This window comes from Ructibacterium gallinarum (assembly GCF_014982785.1).
In the GTDB taxonomy this organism is placed as follows: domain Bacteria; phylum Bacillota; class Clostridia; order Monoglobales; family Monoglobaceae; genus Ructibacterium; species Ructibacterium gallinarum.
In genome coordinates, this window is sequence record NZ_JADCKB010000019.1 from 1 (window position 1) to 20429 (window position 20429).

The window sequence follows — 20429 nt, forward strand, 5'->3', positions numbered from 1 at the left end:
AATGCTCCAATGGAAAGATATTTCAATACTTTGAAGAATGATTTGATATATCAACATTATTACCATACTGAGCAGGAGCTTTACGCAGCTATAGAAGAATTTGCGTATGTGCATTACAATCATGTACGTCCGCATTCTTATAATAATTACAAAACACCTTTCGAGGCACGCTATGAAGCTGTATAAGTTCTGTGGCAAAATTAGGTTGTTGTGTTACAAAAATGCTTGACCACAACATCCAGATGATTATTTTGATAAAGATCAATTATGTATTTATAATATTGTTTTTTTTTCTAAAGTACATCAAAAATATAATTGTTTCGATAATCCAAGAAAAAAGGAAGCGATAGAAATTCTGCTACCCATTGGATTGATATTCCACAAATAAAATTTAGCAATATATAATGTCATATTCGCTGATACAAAACTGTAAATAATAGAAATAACCGTCATTGCATTAAGCAGTGACGGTTTATTAATACATATTATAGTTATCTCAATTAAATTTGAAAAGTGGTAAAAAAGTGGTAAAATCAGTAATACAATTACCAAAAAGCACGTATTTACACCATTTATTTATCCAATGTTTGCCTTTATCCATGCAAGATCACTGCATTTTCGTGCAGCGACATACACCTCAGCCCCCAATCCTTTCAATGTCTGTGCCAGCAGTTTTCCAATCCGCCCGTATCCAAGCACCAGGCAACGGCTTCCATGAATGGTATGTGCAGTTTCTGCCATAGCAATTTCGATTGCCCCTTCTACAGTAGGAATACCATTTAAAACCGACATTTCCTCCCGCTTCATATAATCCGTCAAAGAAATTCCCCTGCTCTCCGCCTGCGCTTGGATATACGCATCCACTTTACCCGCCAGCAGAATTTGATTGGAATGCATGGCGTCCATAATTTCATTTAAGTATATTTTCCCGGACGAAAACGGTGCATTCAGCGTTTCTTCCCCATTGTGATACGGAACAGGAAGCACCACCACATCTGCACCAGATATACAATCCGGCACATCTTTGCTTTTGTAAATTTCAATGTCATGTGGAAAAGAAATACCTTCTAATCCAAACACGCGTGCTTTGTGCCCTTGGTGCACCAAACCAGAAATTGCACGCACTTGTCTTAAGTCTCCGCCTATAAAAGCAAACGTCAAGATTTGATTCACTTCAAACACCTCGCAATATAGTGTATGAAAAACCAATCCTTTTGGTGCAATAAAACCTTGCTTTCTTTATTCCAGCTTTCGCCATGCGAGGAATATTAACGAATATTTTTATTTTGTGTATGTGACGGTAATTCGCCGTTAATTTTTTTATATATCTTTGTAAAATAGGATAAATTATCAAATCCACACAGAGCCGCGGTTTCACTGACATTGCAACCCTTGGCGGATAAATACTCCTTAGCTTTCCGGCATCGAATATAGTTAATATATTCAACCGGCGTCATGCCTGTAAATTCCTTAAAAATATGGCAAAAATAGTATTTATTAAACCCCACATGTTCTGCTAGCCGAAGAAGCGTCAAGTCTTCTGCATAATGCTGTTCAATAAACCGAAAAACCTTTTTTATCTTTTCCAACTGCACACATTGTCTGTCGCTCAGCAAAAACGCCGATTCTGCCGAATGTTTTCTCGCTATAAGAACCATAATATCAAGTGTCTGAGATAAAATTCGGGTCTTATAATACTCCTGCTTCTGTTCAAACTCCAAAGCCAAATCCGCAATTTTTTTACAAAGTAATACATCTGTTATCCTGCGCTTAAAACATAAATAATCCATGGGGAGCCCCATAGCTTCACAAAATTCCCACCCAACAATCAGGCAATAATAAACCGCCCTGGAACTGGTACAGGAGATCTTATGCAGTGCGTTGGGCGGTACCACAACCACATCTTCTGCTTCTACCTTAATTTCCTCTGTATCTGCCATAACAACTGCATTTCCTTCTAAAAAATACAGTATTTCTATACTTTGATGCCAATGAGGCACAAAGACTTCTTTCTGAACAATGGTATCCCTGTGAAAAATAATTGGGAATTTTGGATCTTCATAATAATGCTGTTCATAACTGCTAGCATTCATCCTCTTTTCATCTCTCTTTACGAAAAGCAATATTGTGTTAAAAGCCCGCAACATACTTTCTTTACTTTTTTCTTTCTGCATTATACAATACTTTTAAGAAAAGAGCAAGTATATTAAAATACAAGGAGGAAACCATATGTATCAATTTCCCATTGGAGTATTAATGGATTCTTTTCGGCTGGATACTCGTGAGGCAATCGAAAAAGCAGCACAACTTGGAGTGCAAGGCATGCAGATGTACGCTACCCGTGGCGAACATGCCCCAGAAAATATGACGAAGCAGCAGCGGCGGGAACTGCTTGATATGATGAAATCCAACGGGTTGGTTTTTTCAGCTCTGTGCGGCGATTTGGGAATGGGCTTTGGCAATGCAGAAAAGAATCCGGAGTTGATCGAAAAATCAAAGCGAATTTTAGATTTAGCAAAAGATTTGGAAACAGATGTTGTGACAACGCATATCGGCGTTGTACCGCAAGACAGCAATCATCCCAGATATCAGATTATGCAGGATGCCTGCGCAGAACTATCCCGGTACGCGGATTCACTCAACGCGCATTTTGCTATAGAAACTGGACCGGAAACTTCCCTGACATTAAAAAAATTTTTGGATTCCTTAGGTTCGCGTGGTGTAGCTGTAAATCTAGATCCGGCCAATTTAGTCATGGTAACCGGCGACGACCCCGTACAGGCTGTTTATAATCTAAAAGACTATATTGTACACACCCATGCAAAAGATGGAGTTAAGTTGTTAGACAGAGATCCGGAAATTATTTATGGGATTATCGAAGATGTAATACAAGAGGGTCAGGCTTTCCAAGAAGTTCCTCTTGGACAAGGCAAGGTTCCCTTCCCCGAATATTTAAATGCACTTACTGATATAGGATATCAAGGGTTTTTGACCATTGAACGCGAGGTAGGAGAAAATCCCGCAGCGGATATCGCTTTAGCAGTAGAATATTTGAGAAAACAAATGAAATAAAGGAGATGCTTATCATGACTGAAAAATTAAAAGTCGGAATCATCGGAACCGGAAACATTGCAGGCAATCATATTGCGGCCTATCAAAAAAATCCCAATGTAGAGTTGTACGCTTTCTGTGATATTGACGAAGAACGATTAAAAAACACGGGCAAAAAATACGGTGTAACCCGTCTTTTTACGGATAAAGACGAAATGCTCAAACTAAAAGAACTGGATGCAGTCAGTGTATGTACCTGGAACAGTGCACATGCCCCCTGTACCATAGCCGCATTAAATGCAGGAAAACATGTTTTATGCGAAAAGCCCATGGCACTGAATGCTAAAGAAGCAGAAGAAATGAATGCCGCCGCCAAAAAAAACGGAAAACTTTTGATGATCGGCTTTGTACGCCGTTATGGGAACGACTGCAAAGTTTTACAAGACTTTATTAATCATGACGCATTAGGTGAAATCTATTACGCTAAAGCCACCTATCTACGCCGAAATGGGAATCCCGGCGGATGGTTTGGCGATAAATCAAGAAGCGGCGGCGGTCCTTTGATCGATTTGGGCGTACATGTCATTGACCTGGTACGTTATCTTTCGGGGAATCCTCTTCCCGTTTCAGTATATGGAGCCACCTTCCAGAAGCTATTTGACCGTAAAGGCGCCATTGGGGCTCCCAAATATACTGCCAGCAGCGCGACTGACCATGATATTTGCGATGTGGAAGATCTAGCCAGCGCTATGATTCGGTTTGACAATGGAGAAGTTCTTTCTATTGAGGCTTCTTTCAGTCTAAACATAAAAAACGATATGGGGCAAATTGAATTATTTGGTACCAAGGCTGGAGCCAAGCTCAGTCCAGAACTTGAAATTTACGGAGAAGATCATCATTATCTAACGAATATCAGTTTTGCGGCTCCAACCGAGTTGGATTTTTGCGGATTGTTCGAAAATGAAATTGATCACTTCGTTGACTGTATTACAGAAGCGGCAAGTGTCTGCAAATCTCCAGCAGAGGATGGTATTACACTGATGAAAATTTTAGACGCCGTTTATGAATCTGCCCGCACAGGCCACGAGATTATAATCGGTTGAAAGGAGCGGGAAATATTTTGAAATTTGCAGTTAGTACATACAGCTTTTCACAATTGATGAACAATGGTGAAATAACACAGCTCGGCTGTATAAAAAAAGCGAAAGAACTTGGATTTGACGGTGTGGAATTGGTGGATATTGCAGCTTATGCTGGCGACGATTTGAATGGATATGCCAAACAACTTGCCCAAGAGGCAGAAAAAAATGATATAATTTTATCAAATTTGGCGTTCGGCGCCGATTTGATCAACGAAAGCAATGCAGATTTTCAAGCAGAAATCGAGAGAATGAAAAAAATGATTGACGCTGCTGCCATATTAAAAGTTCCCTCCATCCGGCATGATGTTTTGTACCAGCTTGGAAACTACAGATCCTTTTACCATGCACTGCCACGCTTAGCGGAAGGCTGTCGCATTATTGCAGAATATGCCGCAGGCAAAGGCATACGCACCATGTCCGAAAACCACGGATTTATCTGTCAGGACAGCATCCGTATGGAACAACTTTTCCATGCCGTAGATCATCCAAACTTTTCCCTACTGGCCGATATAGGAAACTTTCTCTGTGTAGATGAAGATCCGGTAACCGCAGTCAGCCGTATCGCTCCTTATGCCGCTTATGTACACGCCAAAGACTTCCTGTTAAAATCCGGCAGGGAAGGCCATCCAGGCGATGGATTTTTCCAAACACGCGGCGGCAATTATCTGCGCGGAACCATTATAGGGCACGGCGTTGTTCCTGTCCGTCAATGTCTCAATGCTCTGCGCCGTGCAGGCTATAATGGATTTATTACTGTAGAATTTGAGGGAATGGAACCGGCCCTTACTGGTATTGCGATTGGACTGAAAAATTTAAAAACACTCTTGAAGGATGAAATTTAAAACGCCAACAAATTTTATTCACTTATAAAAAAAGTAATCTACGATAAAACCACCTCAGCTGTCGGCCATGCCGGCAGCTCAGACTGTCGAAAAAGTCGTTATACCGCAAGCGAGATGATAAAAGCAAAATGCGCTTCCTTTTCATAAACTTTATGTTGTCGTATAAAATGACGCCGGATTCATCGAGAAACCGGCGTCATTGCTTGCTTTTCCCGCAATCACTCTCTACCGTACCTTTGTACGCCGACGAAAGCGATTGCGGAAAATCTAACTTTCCTTTTTCGGCATCTGCCAGCGTGTCGATACTTTATCGACACGCTGAGCTGTCGGCCATGCCGGCAGCTTATTTTTATCTAACTCTTGATTCTTTTTGAAAACTTGAGTATAATAATGGAAAGTAATGATATTTACAAATTGACGGAGGCAGTTATGGATACACAAAAGCAGGAAATCGAACAACTCCAACAGCGTTTGACGCAGTATAATTATGAATACCATGTTTTGGACAGTCCCACTATCAGTGATTTTGAATATGATGCTTTGATGCGCCGGCTGATTGAACTAGAAGAAGCACACCCAGAATTCAAAACGGCTGATTCTCCCACCCAGCGCGTAGGCGGACAACTTTTAGAAGGTTTTACAGAGGTTGCGCATACGGTACAAATGCAAAGCCTGACCGACGTTTTCTCTAAAGAAGAACTCCTTGCCTTTGATGAACGGGTACGTTCCTCTTTAGGTACCGATACGGTACCATATGCAGTAGAAATGAAAATTGATGGTTTGTCCGTTTCACTAGAATATGAAAATGGAAGATTTGTCCGCGGTTCCACCCGCGGCAATGGATACGTGGGAGAAGATATTACCGCAAATCTGCGAACGGTAAAAAGTATTCCTCTGCGGCTGAAAGAAAACCTGCCTTATTTGGAAGTACGTGGCGAGGTATTTATGCCACGGCAAAGTTTTATCCGTCTGAACGAACAGCGGGAAAGCATTGGCGAAGCTCTTTTTGCCAATCCCAGAAATGCAGCTGCAGGTTCTCTTCGCCAGCTTGACAGCCGCATAACCGCACAGAGAAATCTGGATATTTATGTCTTTAATGTTCAGCAAATCGAAGGGAAGGATTTATCGGAGCATATAGAATCCATAGAGTATCTTGCTTCCCTTGGATTTAAAACTATCCCTGAAAAGAAAATTTTTATTGGCATGGAAAATGTATGGAATGAAATTCAGCGAATTAGTGAACTGCGAGGTGAGTTGCCCTTTGATATAGACGGGGCAGTAATCAAAGTTAACCGTTTTGACCAGCGTCAAGTACTAGGGGTTACCATCAAAACACCGCGCTGGGCTACAGCATTTAAATTTCCGGCAGAACGCCGCGAAAGTAAACTTCTTGATATTGCACTGCAAGTTGGACGCACCGGAGTGATTACGCCCAACGCCATACTTGAACCAGTTCATATTGCCGGTTCTACTGTCAGCCGTGCTACACTACACAACATTGACTATATCCGTGACAAGGATATTCGGATCGGTGATACCGTTTTGATTCAAAAAGCCGGTGACATTATTCCCGAAGTGGTAGAAGTGCTCACCGAAAAACGGAACGGAACGGAAAAAATGTTCTCTATGCCGCAGGTTTGTCCTGCCTGTGGAGAGCCGTTATTCCGCGAAGAAGGCGAAGCCGCTGTCCGCTGTCTGAGCTCCAATTGTCCTGCCCAGCAGCTGCGAAGCCTAATCCATTTTGCTTCCCGTCCTGCTATGGACATCGACGGCATGGGGCCTGCTGTTTTACAGCAGCTTCTTGAAAAAGGTCTGGTTCATGACTGCGGTGATATATATACGTTGACTTATGAAGATCTCGTTGCGTTAGATCGTTTCGGCGAAAAATCCGCACAAAATCTGATCTCGGCCATCCATGCCTCAAAGGAACGCGGCTTAGACCGGGTACTGTTCGGACTTGGAATCCGTTTGATTGGAGCACGCGCCGCGCAAATACTCGCCAACGAATTTGAAAACATTGACAATCTGATGCAAGCAGACGAAAAAACGATTGCTGAAATTACAGATATTGGTGAAAAAATGGCCGCAAGCGTAACACATTATTTCTCAGAACCTCAATCGATAGAACGGATTCAAAAATTAAAAGATGCAGGCGTAAAGATGGAGTATACACAAAAAAATAATGGGCATCTACTCAGCGGCAAAACCTTTGTCCTGACTGGCACTCTTCCTACTCTCAAACGCAGCCAAGCACAGGAACGGATCGAAGCTCAGGGAGGGAAAGTCAGCGGAAGCGTTTCTAAAAAAACCGATTTTGTTGTTGCAGGCAAAGAAGCCGGAAGCAAGCTGGAAAAAGCCCAGGCTCTGCAAATTCCCATACTTTCAGAAGCAGATCTGCTTTCCATGCTGGAAGGAAAAAATTAATTTTCCGACAGGATTATAGCTTGACAACCGCTTTGAAATGTGCTATGATGAACAGCGGACATTAAAGAGATTCCTCTTTAATGTAAAACCTATGGCTTAGATATGGGGCTGAGGATTCACCGCCCATTTCCAAGCGATACGGGGATATTGTAATATATGGAGGTGAAATCACATGGATAAGGATATCAAACAGGAAATTATCAACAAATACGCAACACACGAAGGAGATACTGGTTCTCCTGAAGTTCAAATTGCACTTTTGTCTTACCGCATTGATCATCTGAATGAACACCTGAAAGTTCATAAAAAAGACCATCATTCAAGACGTGGTCTTCTGAAAATGGTCGGTATTCGCAGAAGCTTTTTGAATTACCTGGCTAAAAAAGATATCAATCGTTACCGCGCCATCGTGGAAAAACTGGGATTGAGACACTAAAAACAAAGGGCGGTCTATGCTTAGACTGCCCTTTTGGCATTTTATTTGCAAAAATTGCTTGAGACGGCTTGTATTTAGCAGTTAAAAATATATGCTTTTATTTTTTATTAGCGAAGCCTATATTTTTAAGTGCTAAAGTCCGGCCTCTCAGGTGTAAAATAAAAAGGAGGCTATATTATGAGCAAAATTTATGAAACAGAAGTGGCAGGCAGAAAATTGTCACTGGAATTCGGAAAAGTTGCCGGTCTTGCCAACGGTTCTGTATTGGTACGCTACGGCGACACCGTTGTAATTACCGCTGCCACCGCATCGGACAAGCCGCGGGACGGTATTGACTTCTTCCCGCTCAGCATCGATTATGAAGAAAAAATGTATGCCGTAGGCAAGATTCCCGGAGGTTTTACTCGCCGAGAGGGCAGACCTTCTGAGAACGCCATTTTGACCGCGCGGGTCATTGATCGTCCTATGCGCCCACTTTTTCCGAAAGATTTGCGCAATGATGTTTCCATTGTATCCACGGTTCTTTCTGTAGAACAGGATAACGCACCGGAATTCTGCGCAATGATCGGATCCTCCGCTGCCGTCTGTGTATCCGATATTCCTTTTAACGGGCCGATTGCAGCAGTATATGTGGGTTTGGTAGACGGTGAATTTGTAATTAATCCTACAGAAGCACAGCGCGAAGTCAGCGAGATGAATCTTACTGTTGCAGGCAGCGCTAAAAAGGTGGTAATGATTGAGGCCGGTGCAAACGAAGTGCCGGAGGATAAAATGTTTGCCGCTATTATGTTTGCACACGAAGAAATTAAAAAACTGTGTGCCTTTATTCAAAAAATTCAGGATGAAATTGGCAAACCCAAATTTGAATACGAGCACATGGTAGTAGACGAACAGCTATTTAATGACATCCGTGCTTACGCAGAAGATATGGTAAAAGAGGCCATGGATACCGATGATAAAACAATCCGTGATGCCCGTTTAGCCGTAGTTTATGACAATGTTTATGAATATTTTAATGAGCAATATCCGGTAGAAGAATATCAGCTTCAAATTGACGAAGCGCTGTATAAATTACAAAAAACGGTGGTGCGCAACTGGCTGATGTATGATAAAAAGCGTGTAGACGGCAGAGGTATTTTGGAACTCCGTCCTCTATCTGCCGAAGTTGGCCTGCTTCCCAGAGCACACGGGAGCGGTTTATTCAGCCGTGGTCAAACCCAGGTTCTGACTGTGGCTACGTTAGGGCCTTTAGGAGAAGCCAAAATTATTGACGGCCTTGACAACGAGGAATACCGCCGTTATCTGCACCATTATAATTTCCCCTCCTACAGTGTAGGTGAAACCCGTCCTTCCCGCGGTCCGGGTCGTCGGGAAATTGGTCATGGAGCATTGGCAGAACGCGCCCTGGTTCCGGTCATTCCTTCCGAATCTGAATTTCCCTATGCGATCCGTTTGGTTTCTGAAGTGCTTAGTTCCAACGGCTCTACCTCACAAGGAAGCGTTTGCGGAAGCACCCTGGCTTTGATGGATGCTGGTGTTCCCATAAAAGCCCCTGTTGCAGGTATTTCGGTCGGTTTGATTACTGATCCCGATGATGAAGACAACTTCCTCACCATGGTAGATATTCAAGGCGTAGAAGACTTTTTTGGAGACATGGACTTCAAGGTTGCAGGAACGAAAAAGGGCATTACTGCCATTCAAATGGATTTAAAAATAGATGGTCTTACACCAGCAATTATTCGGACTGCCTTGGAACAAACCAAAAACGCGCGTTGCTATATTTTGGATGAAGTTATGCTGAAAGCCATCGCAAAACCACGAGAAGAACTCTCTCCTTATGCTCCAAAAATTATTAATATGACTGTCCCGGTTGATAAAATCCGCGAAGTAATTGGCAGCGGTGGAAAAGTCATTCAAGGGATTATAGCCGAAACCGGTGCAAAAATTGATATTGAAGACGATGGTAGTGTTTATATTGCCGCTGTGGATACAGAAATGGGTGAAAAAGCCCGCAGAATGATTGAAGCCATTGTAAAAGAGCCGGAAGTGGGCGAAATTTATGAAGGGAAAGTTGTCCGTATCATGGATTTTGGTGCATTTGTTGAATTACTTCCTGGAAAAGACGGCCTGATTCATATTTCTAAGCTGGCAAAAGGACGGGTAGAGAAAGTAACCGATGTGGTCAAAGAAGGAGACATCGTGAAAGTAGAAGTCATTGAAATCGATGACAAAGGTCGCATAAATTTACGTCGGCTAGAAAATTAAATTGCCCTTCTGTTTTATATTCTGACGTTTAAAGCCGGTGCAAATTGCACCGGCTTTTATAGCGCATAACCACTTATTTCAAACTTCCCTATCTGATTCTGCAAAATTATAGAAGAAAGAACCGCATGAAAAATTTTTGTATGCTTGCCTTGAAAGAAAATCCCTTTCTATCTTCCTCGTCTTTAAATGCTTGTTTATATGCCATTTCCATCAAAAACTTCTGACTGTCTACCGGCGCCTGATTTTTCTCCTTAACAACATAATTCCCGTCTGCCATCAGTTCACGGCGTTTTACCGTATCATACATTTCAGCCTCAATAATTTTATGGATTTTCTCCCGAATCTTAGCATCATAAATTGGGCACGCCACTTCCGCACGCCTTTCCGTATTCCGCGTCATAAAATCCGCTGAAGAAATATACATTCTTTCCTCTTCATCCCGTCCAAAGCAATATATTCTTGAATGTTCCAAATACCGTCCTACAATACTGTAAATATGAATATTTTCTGTTTTCCCTGGGATTCCCGGAAGGATGCAGCAGATCCCGCGAATGATCATATCAATATGTACACCGGCGCAGGAAGCCTGTGACAACTTGTCAATAATATCTGCATCTGTCAGAGAATTAATTTTAATAAAAATATATCCATCAGACCCTTTTTTCATTTCCTGACCGATTTGTTCGATCACACTGGATTTTAAGGAGACCGGCGCAACCAGTAAATGCTGATAGCTTCCCTCTAAATTGGCGATTGCCATATTCTTAAAAAATTCTACCGCATCATGTGCTATCTGCCGATTCGCAGTCAATAAGGAGAGATCTGTGTACAATTTTGCCGTTTTTTCGTTATAGTTACCTGTTCCGATCTGCGTAATATATTGAATTCCATTTCTGCCTTTTTTGGTAATCAAACAAATTTTTGAATGTACCTTATAAAATTCAAAACCGTATAAAATGGTGCATCCAGCTTCTTCCAAACGTTCTGACCAATCAATATTATTCTGTTCATCAAATCGCGCCCGCAGTTCAATTAAAACGGTTACATTTTTACCATTCTCGGCAGCTTCGCAAAGATATTCTACCAACTTTGCATTGCTGGCAAGCCGATAGATGGTAATCTTAATAGAAATCACCATGGAGTCATTGGCCGCCTCTTTGATCATCTTTAAAAAAGGCTCCATGCTCTCAAAAGGATAGGAAAGAAGGATATCCTTCTTTTCCACCTGCCGTAGAATGCTTTCATCACTGCGCACAGTTCCCGGCCAAACAGGAGTAAAATCCGGATAACTTAACGTCTTCTGCAAACTATTTGAAAGCTTTCCCGGCAAGCTATATGCATATTCCATCTTCAAAGGAGCACTGGTAACATAAATCTGAGAAGGAGAAATATGAAGTTTTTCGATCAAATACGCGGAAAACATTTCACTTACCGGATTGGATAATTCCAACCGCACCGGCGCTAATCTCCTTCGCTGTACCAAAACCTTTTTCATGCGCTTTCTAAAATCCGGCTCATCCGCAAAAACCTCATCATCTGGATTTACATCCGCATTCCGTGTGACAGCAAAAATGACTTGCTCCCTGACCGTATAAGGCGCAAATATGTTATCCGTGTATTCTGCAATCATATTTTCAATCCGAATATACCGCACTGCACTGCCCGGCAGCTGAAAAATATCTGGTAAGGTAGCGGAAACTGGAATCACGCCAAATACCTCTTTTCCTTTATGCCGAAGAATTACGCCAATATGGATCACCTTATTGGCCAAATGAGGAAATGGATGATGCGTATCAATGATCTGCGGCGATAAAATGGGCGCGATGGAGGTTTTAAAATACTTTTTCACACTTTTACGCTCGTTTTGTTCCAGTTCATGATATTCTAAATGATAAATTCCCTGCTCCCGAAGCAAAGCTTCCACTTCTTGAAATATCTGCTCTTTCTTTTGATAGAGAGGTCTTACTGCCTCAAAGATTTTTTTCAGCTGTTCCTCTGGCGTCATACCGGATTTGCTATCAATACTTTCTTCATTGACATGCATCATATCAAACAGACTGCCTACCCTTATCATGAAAAATTCATCTAAATTGCTGGTAAAAATAGAGATAAATTTTAAACGCTCCAACAGCGGTACCGTTTCATCCATGGCTTCGCATAAGACTCTTTCGTTAAATTTCAGCCAGGACAGTTCTCGATTTTGCGTAAATCCTTTTTTATATAATTCGCGCACCCGAATTACTCCTTTCCTCCATTTTTCCAAGCCGCTTCTTTAGCTGTCCTTTTGCTTTTTTATAAAAATAAATTACTTCAAAATATATCATATTGCATTTATGTAAAATTAAAATAAAACCCAGGTAAATCTCATGTAAAATTTTTCATAAACAGAGAATAAGAGGAAGCCAAACAACAATGGTTGAAGGGGCAGAATAATCCAATTATAAACTTTTTATGTCTGCCGCATTGCCCGATGCGCAAGTCTGAGAACGGACTGCAAAATTCTTGTATATGGCAGTGTATTGGGTACGCACAAAGGTATATGGCTGCATTTTGGCTGAAATAAAAAAACAGAGGCGGTTAAGCCTCTGATTCGTCAAGATACGCGTCGATATAACGTGTGATTATACTGTAAATGCTATCTCCATTTGCTGAAGCTGCATGTTTTAAACGCTCATATTTATCCGTGTCAGCCCATACACGAAGCTGCTTTTTTTGGGATAGATATTTCTTTTGTGCGGTATACTTATCTTTTTGTTCATCCATGCTATTTCCTCCTTTTCCAACGGCAAACAGCATTCAGCAGAATGATGCTTGTAGCCATTGATATCATGCTTGGAATAGAATTGAATCCCTGCATTTTGTCTTAGATTGAGGGATGATAATATTATCCCCAAAAAGGGGCGGGGGAATTAATTCCTCTTTTTATCTGATTTGATTAAAAGGATGATCGCCCCGCCCATAAATGCGATTTCTTTTATCCTTTCAGTTATTTTTGTGATTGTCTCTGATTTTTCCTACCTTATAAAAACATAAAAAAAGCCTTGCTGCTGCGGAAAATGCAAATCCCCTTTCCTCTACGTCCGAAACGGCCAGCAGTACAGCTTTTAATAATATTATACCACAGAATCATGATATTATCAATAATGATATACGAAGTGAAAAAAGCTATCTTATCGGCTTTTAATATCAGTGTAACACATCTATTGCAATCCTACACGCTTTCAACAACATCCCTCGCAGTGGTAGTGACATTATCTGATTCGTGTGCTATATTACCATCAGAAGTTTCAATATCAACAGAAGCGTTTTGGACGTTTGAGGAAAAGGCTTGTACATTCTCCGTCTGCTGTATTGGAGCTTTATTTATGTACGCACTTACTGACGCAAGGTTCTATGCGTTAATATCAGTCACACCCTCTATAACATAATAGTTCTGTCTATCTTTTTTGAAAGTTTTACCATTGCGGCAGGTCATTTGTTTTACTACCCTATAAAATTACACTGCTCTCAAACCGAAGGAATAGGAAGGACAAGGGGCGCTAAGTTTTACTACCCTATAAAATTACACTGCTCTCAAACAATAACTTTTCCGTATTCCTCCGCAAGGAAGTTTTACTACCCTATAAAATTACACTGCTCTCAAACCGCCGCGTGCGGCGCTGGACGGGCGCGCGCGTTTTACTACCCTATAAAATTACACTGCTCTCAAACCAACAATCGGTGTTTTGTGCAATGTGCCGCGTTTTACTACCCTATAAAATTACACTGCTCTCAAACTGTTTGTCCAGCCGCCACAATGTGGCGGGTGTTTTACTACCCTATAAAATTACACTGCTCTCAAACAAGAATGTGTTCTACCACCATACTGGCCACGTTTTACTACCCTATAAAATTACACTGCTCTCAAACAGTCAGATGGATTAAGCAGACATGTAGAAGTTTTACTACCCTATAAAATTACACTGCTCTCAAACTCGGGACTTGAACTGATTAGACAATACAGAGGTTTTACTACCCTATAAAATTACACTGCTCTCAAACCTGCGACAACTCTCTGATACCATAGTCAAGGTTTTACTACCCTATAAAATTACACTGCTCTCAAACCTCAAATTTTGAGAAAACGCCACTACACGCCGTGTCATTTTATAGGGCAGGCAGCCACAAAATCATATCACACACAGGGTATGGTCAATAATTGTCTTGGTTTCATACCCTGACAGAGGATAATCCTTTGCGCTGACCACCAAAACCTTTAATTTTTTATATAATACGGTTTGGTAAAAAGCATCCATCTCACGGTCGCTGATATAGTCCCGCAGATTGACCAATACAAAGCATTTTTCTCCCTCCAGCATGGTGACCGATTCCATATAATCCACCACCTGTTCCCCGAGGGAGGCATATGCCGTATCAAACCGGAGATCGACTGCTTTCATAAGATATGATACCTCAAAGGTATCGGAAAAGTCAAGAGGAAAAGGTAAATTCTGCGCAATTTTTGTGATATAGTCAAGATGATCCTGCATCAGCTTTTGGGTCGATACAAAGAACTCCTCGCCCATCATTACCTTTTCCGCATACTGATACAGCTTTGTGACAAGGTTTTTTCTGTTTGTTTCAAACGGTACAAAGGTTTGCAGTATCTCCAGCTTTTTTGCCATATCCAGCGGGACATGTTGAGAGGAAAATACGATTTCGCTGGTTTCTTTTTGGGATGCCTTCCAGATTTCATTTAAGAAATGCACAAAATAAGATGGATTTTCGATCACCAAAACATTTACCTTGTCTTCCCGTCCCAAATCCAGCTGTTCCTGCAGCAAAGGGAAAATGAGCTTCATAAAAAAACCAGCCTTTCATCGTTATTCAATATTTCACTTTGATATTCTCCTACCAAAATCTCTGACTTTTCAAACTGTTTTTCTGTTACCGCCAAGATCTGCACCATGCCTGCGGGCGGTTTGTTCCGGCGCAGACTGCCATAGACCGCCTGCGCCGCCGTTTGATTCAAAACAATTTTAGAATACACCGATTCCTGCAGCATTACAAATCCGCTCTTAATTAAAAACTTGCGGAATTTTGTATAACTGCGCCTCTCTTCTGCCGTTACTGTGGGCAGATCAAAAAATACTATAATTCTCATAAATCTATAACTCATAACTATAAAATTTTATCAACGAAACGTCGTTTTCGCTCAGCGCATCCAATACACTTTTGCAATAGATTTTAATGGCTTGGTTGACATACTGGACAGTGCCGTCAATTTTCACCTGGTCATTTAAAATATTGACCAATTTCTTTCTTGCCTCTTGATCAAAAATACGAAAATCCTCCGTCTTTACCACACGGTCCACCAAGATCCGAAAAGGCTCTACCAGATCACAGCTCAAATTAAACGCATTAAACATATTATGATGAAAAATGCCAAGCTGGGTCAAATAGCCATTTGCCACAATCTCCCGGCTGCAGGCAGACAAAAGAATGCTGTAGCCATAGTTCAAAGCGGCATTGACCGCATTGTCCTCGGCTCTGGTAAAGTCTTTGCCGAACAGTGCGTTAAAATACACCTTTGCGGCATGTCCTTCCCGGTTGCTGGCATCTGCCGGCTCTATTTCCATCAGATACCGTTCCAGCAGAGCCGCCTCCTCCTGCCTGTCTCTCTCCCGCAAATGGATTGCCTGCTTACGAATTTTTTCCGCCACAATTTCACTCCAGATCATATCCTTCACAGCGGATTTCCAGCCAATCTGCTGTTCCAGCTTTCTGCTGCAGTCATGACTGCCATAGCAGGGCACCAGCTCTGCACATGGATTCCGTTTTCCATCGCAAAAAATCACCTTGATTTTTTTTGCGGCCAGTTCTGCCAGCAGGCATCCGGTGATTGACACCGCAGTATTTTCAATCAAAAGCGTCCCGATCTCGTCCAGAAAAACACGGCTGACGCCCTCCTCTGCCCGCACCACCAAATAATTCATCTTCAAATCCAGCTTGCACCGCCGGGTAATCACCACCGTTCTCCAGCTCATAGTGTCAGAAGATTTTCGGATTTTTTCTCCAATAATCCGGTGGGGCTTTGGTCTATAATACGGATATTCTTATTTATCTTAGAACTTATGGTAATAATTCCTGTGTTTTTACTGCCATCAATGGAAGTAATATCGCACCCTGTGGTTCGCCCTGTCTTAAACAGGGAAAGCAGCGAATAGATCAGCTGGCACTGCTCCTCCAATTCCATGTTCGCAAAAGCTTCTGCTTTTTCTTCCATCAGTTTGCCGACATTGGAAAAGGCAGAAACAGCGGCAAAAACATGGGATTTTGTCTTGCGGACAAAGGTCTGGTACAGCGCCGCATTTTCCTCTTTGGTAATATGGTCAAACTGTGGATAAATCGCCAGCGGAATCCGCTTTTCCTTTGCCTTGGTGATTTTGCTGCAAATTTTTCTCGCATACTGCTCCTGCTCCGGACTGAACAGCAAAGGCACCGCTGAAGCCAACACCATTTTGGCACCACCACTTGATTTTGACGCAATGTTTGCCCGGAAACCGTTTTCAAATTCAATCATGGTGTTGATTTTCAAAATTTTCCGGCCGAACACAAACTGCGGATTTTCCAGTTTGTATCTTTTGGCAAGATACCGGAGGGCAAAATCATCGTCCTGCCGGAATTGGTCCGCAATGATCAGTTCCACCGGCAGAATGGACAACACCTCTTTTTTCTTGACTGTATGCTTCACCATGGCAAAGAAAGCCGCAGCCGTATTGTTATATCCGCCGTATTTTGCGGGATCCAACTCTTTTTTGATGGGCACCAGCTCATTTTCACCTCTGGGCGCCTTTTGCAGTGTCAGATTGAACAGCTGTCCCTTGCGGCAGAACGCATAGCGTACATAGTTGATGTCGTTCCGTACCATGGTCTTTTTGACCAATGCCAAAAAGCTTCCGTCGCCTTTCCATGCAATTTCGCCGTTGCGCTCAATATCCCGGGCAAGCAGTCCCTGCCCTTCCTTATCGGTCAGCTTAATCGTATAATTGCGGTTTTTCTCCTTTTCTTTGATAAAATGAATTGGGTTTTGCGTAAACTGCACATGATAGATATTGCCCATAACAATATTCAAATACGCATCCTTGGCATGGTGCAGATCATTGAGCTCCCGGCATTTGTCAAAATCAAAAACATGGCGGAAATCCGACGCCAGCCTGGCCTTGACATAGACGATTTCCGAATCCGGACACAGCTCGCTCAGCACAGTGGCCACCGCCTTGATCGCCTGGCTGGTTTCCACCAGCTGCCGATTGATAAAACCGGAAAGTTCTTCATCCTTAAACGAAGTGGAGCGGGCAAGCCGGTTCAGTTTTTCTTTGGTGATCATGCCTTTGTCGCAAAGCATTTTCCAGAACCCATACATTTTGGTGCGTATCTCCCCGGCTATGGGATATGTATCTGATTTTCTCCCGTTTTGTTCCTTTTTCACCAGAACCATGTTATCCACGCTGTCATCCTTGACCCTTGCCTGCGGATAAATATGGTCAATGTCATAGGCGCTGTGATCCCGCATCAGCAGTTCCAGCCGGATCGGCTCGCCTGTATACATACATCTGCCCAGCTGGGTATAATACAGATATAGTTTTTTGCTCTTTAACCTTGTTTCTTCCTCCTTTTCCAGCAGTTCACGAACCTCCTGATATTCGGGTTCCGTGATAGCCCGATATTTTTTCATCAGCTGGTCTTTGCGTGAAACGGTTCTCTCTTTGACGCCTTCTTTCCGTGTCACTTCAATAAAAATTTTCTTGGGATCCCCTTTTTGTATATGCTTGATTTCTTTGACAACATCTAGTGTTCTGAAAATAGGGCGTTTTACCGCATTGGAGACATACATCTCATCCAATCTTTCTGACAGTGTCAAACTATGGCCGCTGTAATATTCCCGATTCGCTTTTTCTATCAGCGCACTGTAGCCTACCTCTGCCGCCATCAATTCCATCAGATTCAAATTGGTTTCCCACATGGCGCCAATGACGGTCAACAGCTCTCCTGTTTCTTTATGCACCGCCTCGATACCATCCAGCAATTTTTTTGAAAGCCTGCCGTAGTCTGAAAATTTTTGCCCGGCAATATATGCGATATCGCTGTCTGAAAGCTGTTTATACTCCGTTTTCAGCCATTTTTTCAGACGTTTTTTATCCGTAGTAATGGTCATTCTGGCTATGATATCCTCTGCGTCCTTTTCTGATAATATTTTGGCTGCAAACATTCTTTGAAACACATGATAGGATTTCAAGGTGGTTTTTACCGTATCATCTATCCCGGAAATTGCCTCTGCCGCTATGCCCTGTGCCGCCAGCCACTGTAAAATGGCTTTTTTGCTGACCTTTCTTTTGCTGTCTACAAATAGATCCTGATACAATTTCTGCTTCATTGCAACCGAGATTGGTTTTTCATCATACTTGATTTTGTTGATCTCATTCAGCACCATGAACTTGGTATACAGCAAGGAATTTTTTGCAAGAACGTCTTCACCCGCCAAATAACTGCATTGGTTGGTCATTTTCCGAATAAACGCTTCTTCACTCTTGTCCAGGTCTACCATATCACTAAAATTCCATGGCAAAATTCTGCCTTCTTGCTTGCGGATCATCCACGCATTTTTGTTTCTATATTTCCCAAGAGGCCCAACATAATAAGGGATCCGGAATTCAAAAACACTTAATATTTTTTCGGCTGCAGAAATTCCGTCCTCTTCCTGGCTGTTTAAAAAATCCAGATAAGTTTTTGCATTGTCTAAAATAGATTTTAATTCATACCAAAACAGCTGATGCGGTATCAGCCGATTATCCGTATTCTTTTGCTTGGGCATAAAGGTATATTCACTCAATTCCTTCATCATCTGCTCATACTGTTCTTTATCACATTCCTCCGGGGTCACCCCTTTGAGCAATTTCCGAAGATAATCTGAAAACTCCTCCACCGTGGCAGATTGATAACCCGGCTTGAGGATTTTCGATGACTTGATGTTTTTTGAATATGCCGTATAATTGTGCGTCTTGTCATCTGCAATTTTAAATATTTCATTATACTTTTCCGGAAGATACTTTTTTATAAACTTTTTCAAAAAGGCCAAATCTTTTTTGTGCTTTTCATATTGCTGTATTTTTATGCGCGAAATATATTTTTCCTGTCCGCCATTCATCATTCTTGCAAGTGCCGCCCAATCATGAATCCCTTTTAACGCCAGCAATATATCAGCATCCTCACCGATTTCTGACAAAACCATTTCGATGTTATCATCTACATCTGATTTCTTGAATGAAATTTTGTTCTTTTCCAACTGAGCATACTCTTCTTTTTCAAACAAAACCGAAAGCTTGAATTCCGCTCCGGACATTGCTTTGATGATTTCCGCTTCATATTTTTCAGGCTTTTCGTTTCCAAAAACAACCTGGGTCAACGCATTTTTTGTATTGTTAATACCCCTGGTTTGAATCAAAACCTCTGCCATTTTTTCACAATCCACAGCACGCCAGATGGATTCCTCCATGCAGCAGGATGCAAAAGACTGGTACACGTCATCAAAAGATAAAAGCCGGTCAATTTCCTCTTTATCGACATCGTACAAAAAATGTCCTCTGTGTGAAACCAGATATGAAACCGCCAAATAAACCAGCCGCACATCATGCGGGCGAGGATCATCAATCAGATCCATAATCAAATGATGTATGGTCGGATATTTCTTATGATATTCCGCGTCCGTAAATTCTTTATCAGAAAAAAGAGAATTCGTACCGTCTAACGTTTTATCTTCGGCATACAAAAAACTCTCATCCAATCGCTGATAGAACATTTCATCCACTTTTCCAATCCCTGCAGCAAATAATTCCCGAATCAGTTTCACCCTTTGCTTTACCCGTGCCGTTCTCCTTCTGGCACTGCGCTGCATTCTCCGCTCTGCCGCCTGATTTGCCTCCTCAAATACCTGCGCCCCCCACATAGCTTTGCCTTTTGCCCGCTGAATTTGATATTTTTCATCTGTTACAGCATACCCCAGCGAATTGGTCCCGATATCTAATCCCAAAAAATATTGCCCCTTCATCTTGACATTCCTCCTTTGTTATGGTATCCTATATTCATAGGTTTACTACCCTATAAATTACACTACGAGTTCAAATAAAAATTTTTTCAAATCGTTCGGATTTTCCGTTCCTGCACAATGGTGCTTTGAGTCTGCGAAAGCAGACTTTTTTATTTTTTTCGCCGTTATTTTCAATTTTATAA

At 41.9% G+C, this 20429-nt stretch carries 15 protein-coding genes and 1 CRISPR repeat array; of the genes, 7 read left to right on the top strand and 8 right to left on the bottom strand.

Annotated features, from left to right (window positions below):
* Nucleotides 1-186 (top strand): integrase core domain-containing protein (locus INF28_RS09115; protein ID WP_226393162.1); only part of this gene is annotated, 186 nt, incomplete at its 5' end.
* A gap of 390 nt (nucleotides 187-576) precedes the next feature.
* Here the strand turns inward: INF28_RS09115 and INF28_RS09120 are convergent.
* Nucleotides 577-1173, bottom strand: a complete 597-nt coding sequence (locus tag INF28_RS09120; RefSeq protein ID WP_226393163.1) for a dipicolinate synthase subunit DpsA — start codon at nucleotides 1171-1173, stop codon at nucleotides 577-579.
* 95 nt (nucleotides 1174-1268) lie between these two features.
* On the bottom strand, nucleotides 1269-2093 hold the full coding sequence (locus INF28_RS09125) for an AraC family transcriptional regulator (RefSeq protein ID WP_226393164.1): 825 nt from the start codon (nucleotides 2091-2093) through the stop codon (nucleotides 1269-1271).
* A gap of 136 nt (nucleotides 2094-2229) precedes the next feature.
* Here INF28_RS09125 and INF28_RS09130 point away from each other — a divergent pair, with 136 nt between their 5' ends.
* The 6 genes from INF28_RS09130 (at nucleotide 2230) to INF28_RS09155 (ending at nucleotide 10160) form a co-directional block, all read left to right on the top strand.
* Complete coding sequence (locus tag INF28_RS09130; protein WP_226393165.1) at nucleotides 2230-3072, top strand: sugar phosphate isomerase/epimerase family protein; 843 nt, start codon at nucleotides 2230-2232, stop codon at nucleotides 3070-3072.
* Nucleotides 3073-3086: 14 nt separating this feature from the next.
* Nucleotides 3087-4154 carry a Gfo/Idh/MocA family protein gene (locus INF28_RS09135; RefSeq protein WP_226393166.1) on the top strand — a complete coding sequence of 356 codons (1068 nt, stop codon included), beginning with the start codon at nucleotides 3087-3089 and terminating at the stop codon, nucleotides 4152-4154.
* 17 nt (nucleotides 4155-4171) lie between these two features.
* Nucleotides 4172-5035 carry a sugar phosphate isomerase/epimerase family protein gene (locus INF28_RS09140; protein ID WP_226393167.1) on the top strand — a complete coding sequence of 288 codons (864 nt, stop codon included), beginning with the start codon at nucleotides 4172-4174 and terminating at the stop codon, nucleotides 5033-5035.
* Nucleotides 5036-5464: 429 nt separating this feature from the next.
* A complete protein-coding gene (ligA, locus tag INF28_RS09145; protein ID WP_226393168.1) occupies nucleotides 5465-7459 on the top strand; it encodes an NAD-dependent DNA ligase LigA in 1995 nt (664 codons plus the stop codon).
* Between the two features lie 172 nt (nucleotides 7460-7631).
* Nucleotides 7632-7895 (top strand): 30S ribosomal protein S15, encoded by a 264-nt coding sequence (rpsO, locus tag INF28_RS09150; RefSeq protein WP_226393169.1) that lies wholly within the window; start codon nucleotides 7632-7634, stop codon nucleotides 7893-7895.
* A gap of 177 nt (nucleotides 7896-8072) precedes the next feature.
* The gene (locus INF28_RS09155) at nucleotides 8073-10160 is read left to right on the top strand and encodes a polyribonucleotide nucleotidyltransferase (protein WP_226393170.1); all 2088 of its coding nucleotides are present in this window, start codon (nucleotides 8073-8075) and stop codon (nucleotides 10158-10160) included.
* Nucleotides 10161-10266: 106 nt separating this feature from the next.
* Here the strand turns inward: INF28_RS09155 and ppk1 are convergent, their stop codons facing one another.
* The 6 genes from ppk1 to cas9 form a co-directional block, all read right to left on the bottom strand.
* Entirely contained in the window at nucleotides 10267-12393 is a 2127-nt protein-coding gene (gene ppk1 / locus INF28_RS09160; RefSeq protein WP_226393171.1) for a polyphosphate kinase 1, read from the bottom strand.
* Nucleotides 12394-12737: 344 nt separating this feature from the next.
* Nucleotides 12738-12923: a hypothetical protein gene (locus tag INF28_RS09165; RefSeq protein WP_226393172.1), complete on the bottom strand. Its 186-nt coding sequence runs from the start codon at nucleotides 12921-12923 to the stop codon at nucleotides 12738-12740.
* A 714-nt stretch (nucleotides 12924-13637) separates the two neighbouring features.
* Nucleotides 13638-14267: direct repeats of the CRISPR family, unit length 36 nt; unit sequence GTTTTACTACCCTATAAAATTACACTGCTCTCAAAC.
* A gap of 62 nt (nucleotides 14268-14329) precedes the next feature.
* Entirely contained in the window at nucleotides 14330-15001 is a 672-nt protein-coding gene (gene csn2 / locus INF28_RS09170) for a type II-A CRISPR-associated protein Csn2 (protein WP_226393173.1), read from the bottom strand.
* The gene (gene cas2 / locus INF28_RS09175; protein WP_226393174.1) at nucleotides 14998-15303 is read right to left on the bottom strand and encodes a CRISPR-associated endonuclease Cas2; all 306 of its coding nucleotides are present in this window, start codon (nucleotides 15301-15303) and stop codon (nucleotides 14998-15000) included. The genes csn2 and cas2 overlap by 4 nt, the downstream gene beginning before the upstream one ends.
* Nucleotides 15304-15307: 4 nt before the next feature.
* The gene (gene cas1, locus INF28_RS09180) at nucleotides 15308-16186 is read right to left on the bottom strand and encodes a type II CRISPR-associated endonuclease Cas1 (RefSeq protein ID WP_226393175.1); all 879 of its coding nucleotides are present in this window, start codon (nucleotides 16184-16186) and stop codon (nucleotides 15308-15310) included.
* A complete protein-coding gene (gene cas9 / locus INF28_RS09185) occupies nucleotides 16183-20247 on the bottom strand; it encodes a type II CRISPR RNA-guided endonuclease Cas9 (RefSeq protein ID WP_226393176.1) in 4065 nt (1354 codons plus the stop codon). Before cas9 ends, cas1 begins: the two co-directional genes overlap by 4 nt.
* Nucleotides 20248-20429 lie beyond the last annotated feature (182 nt).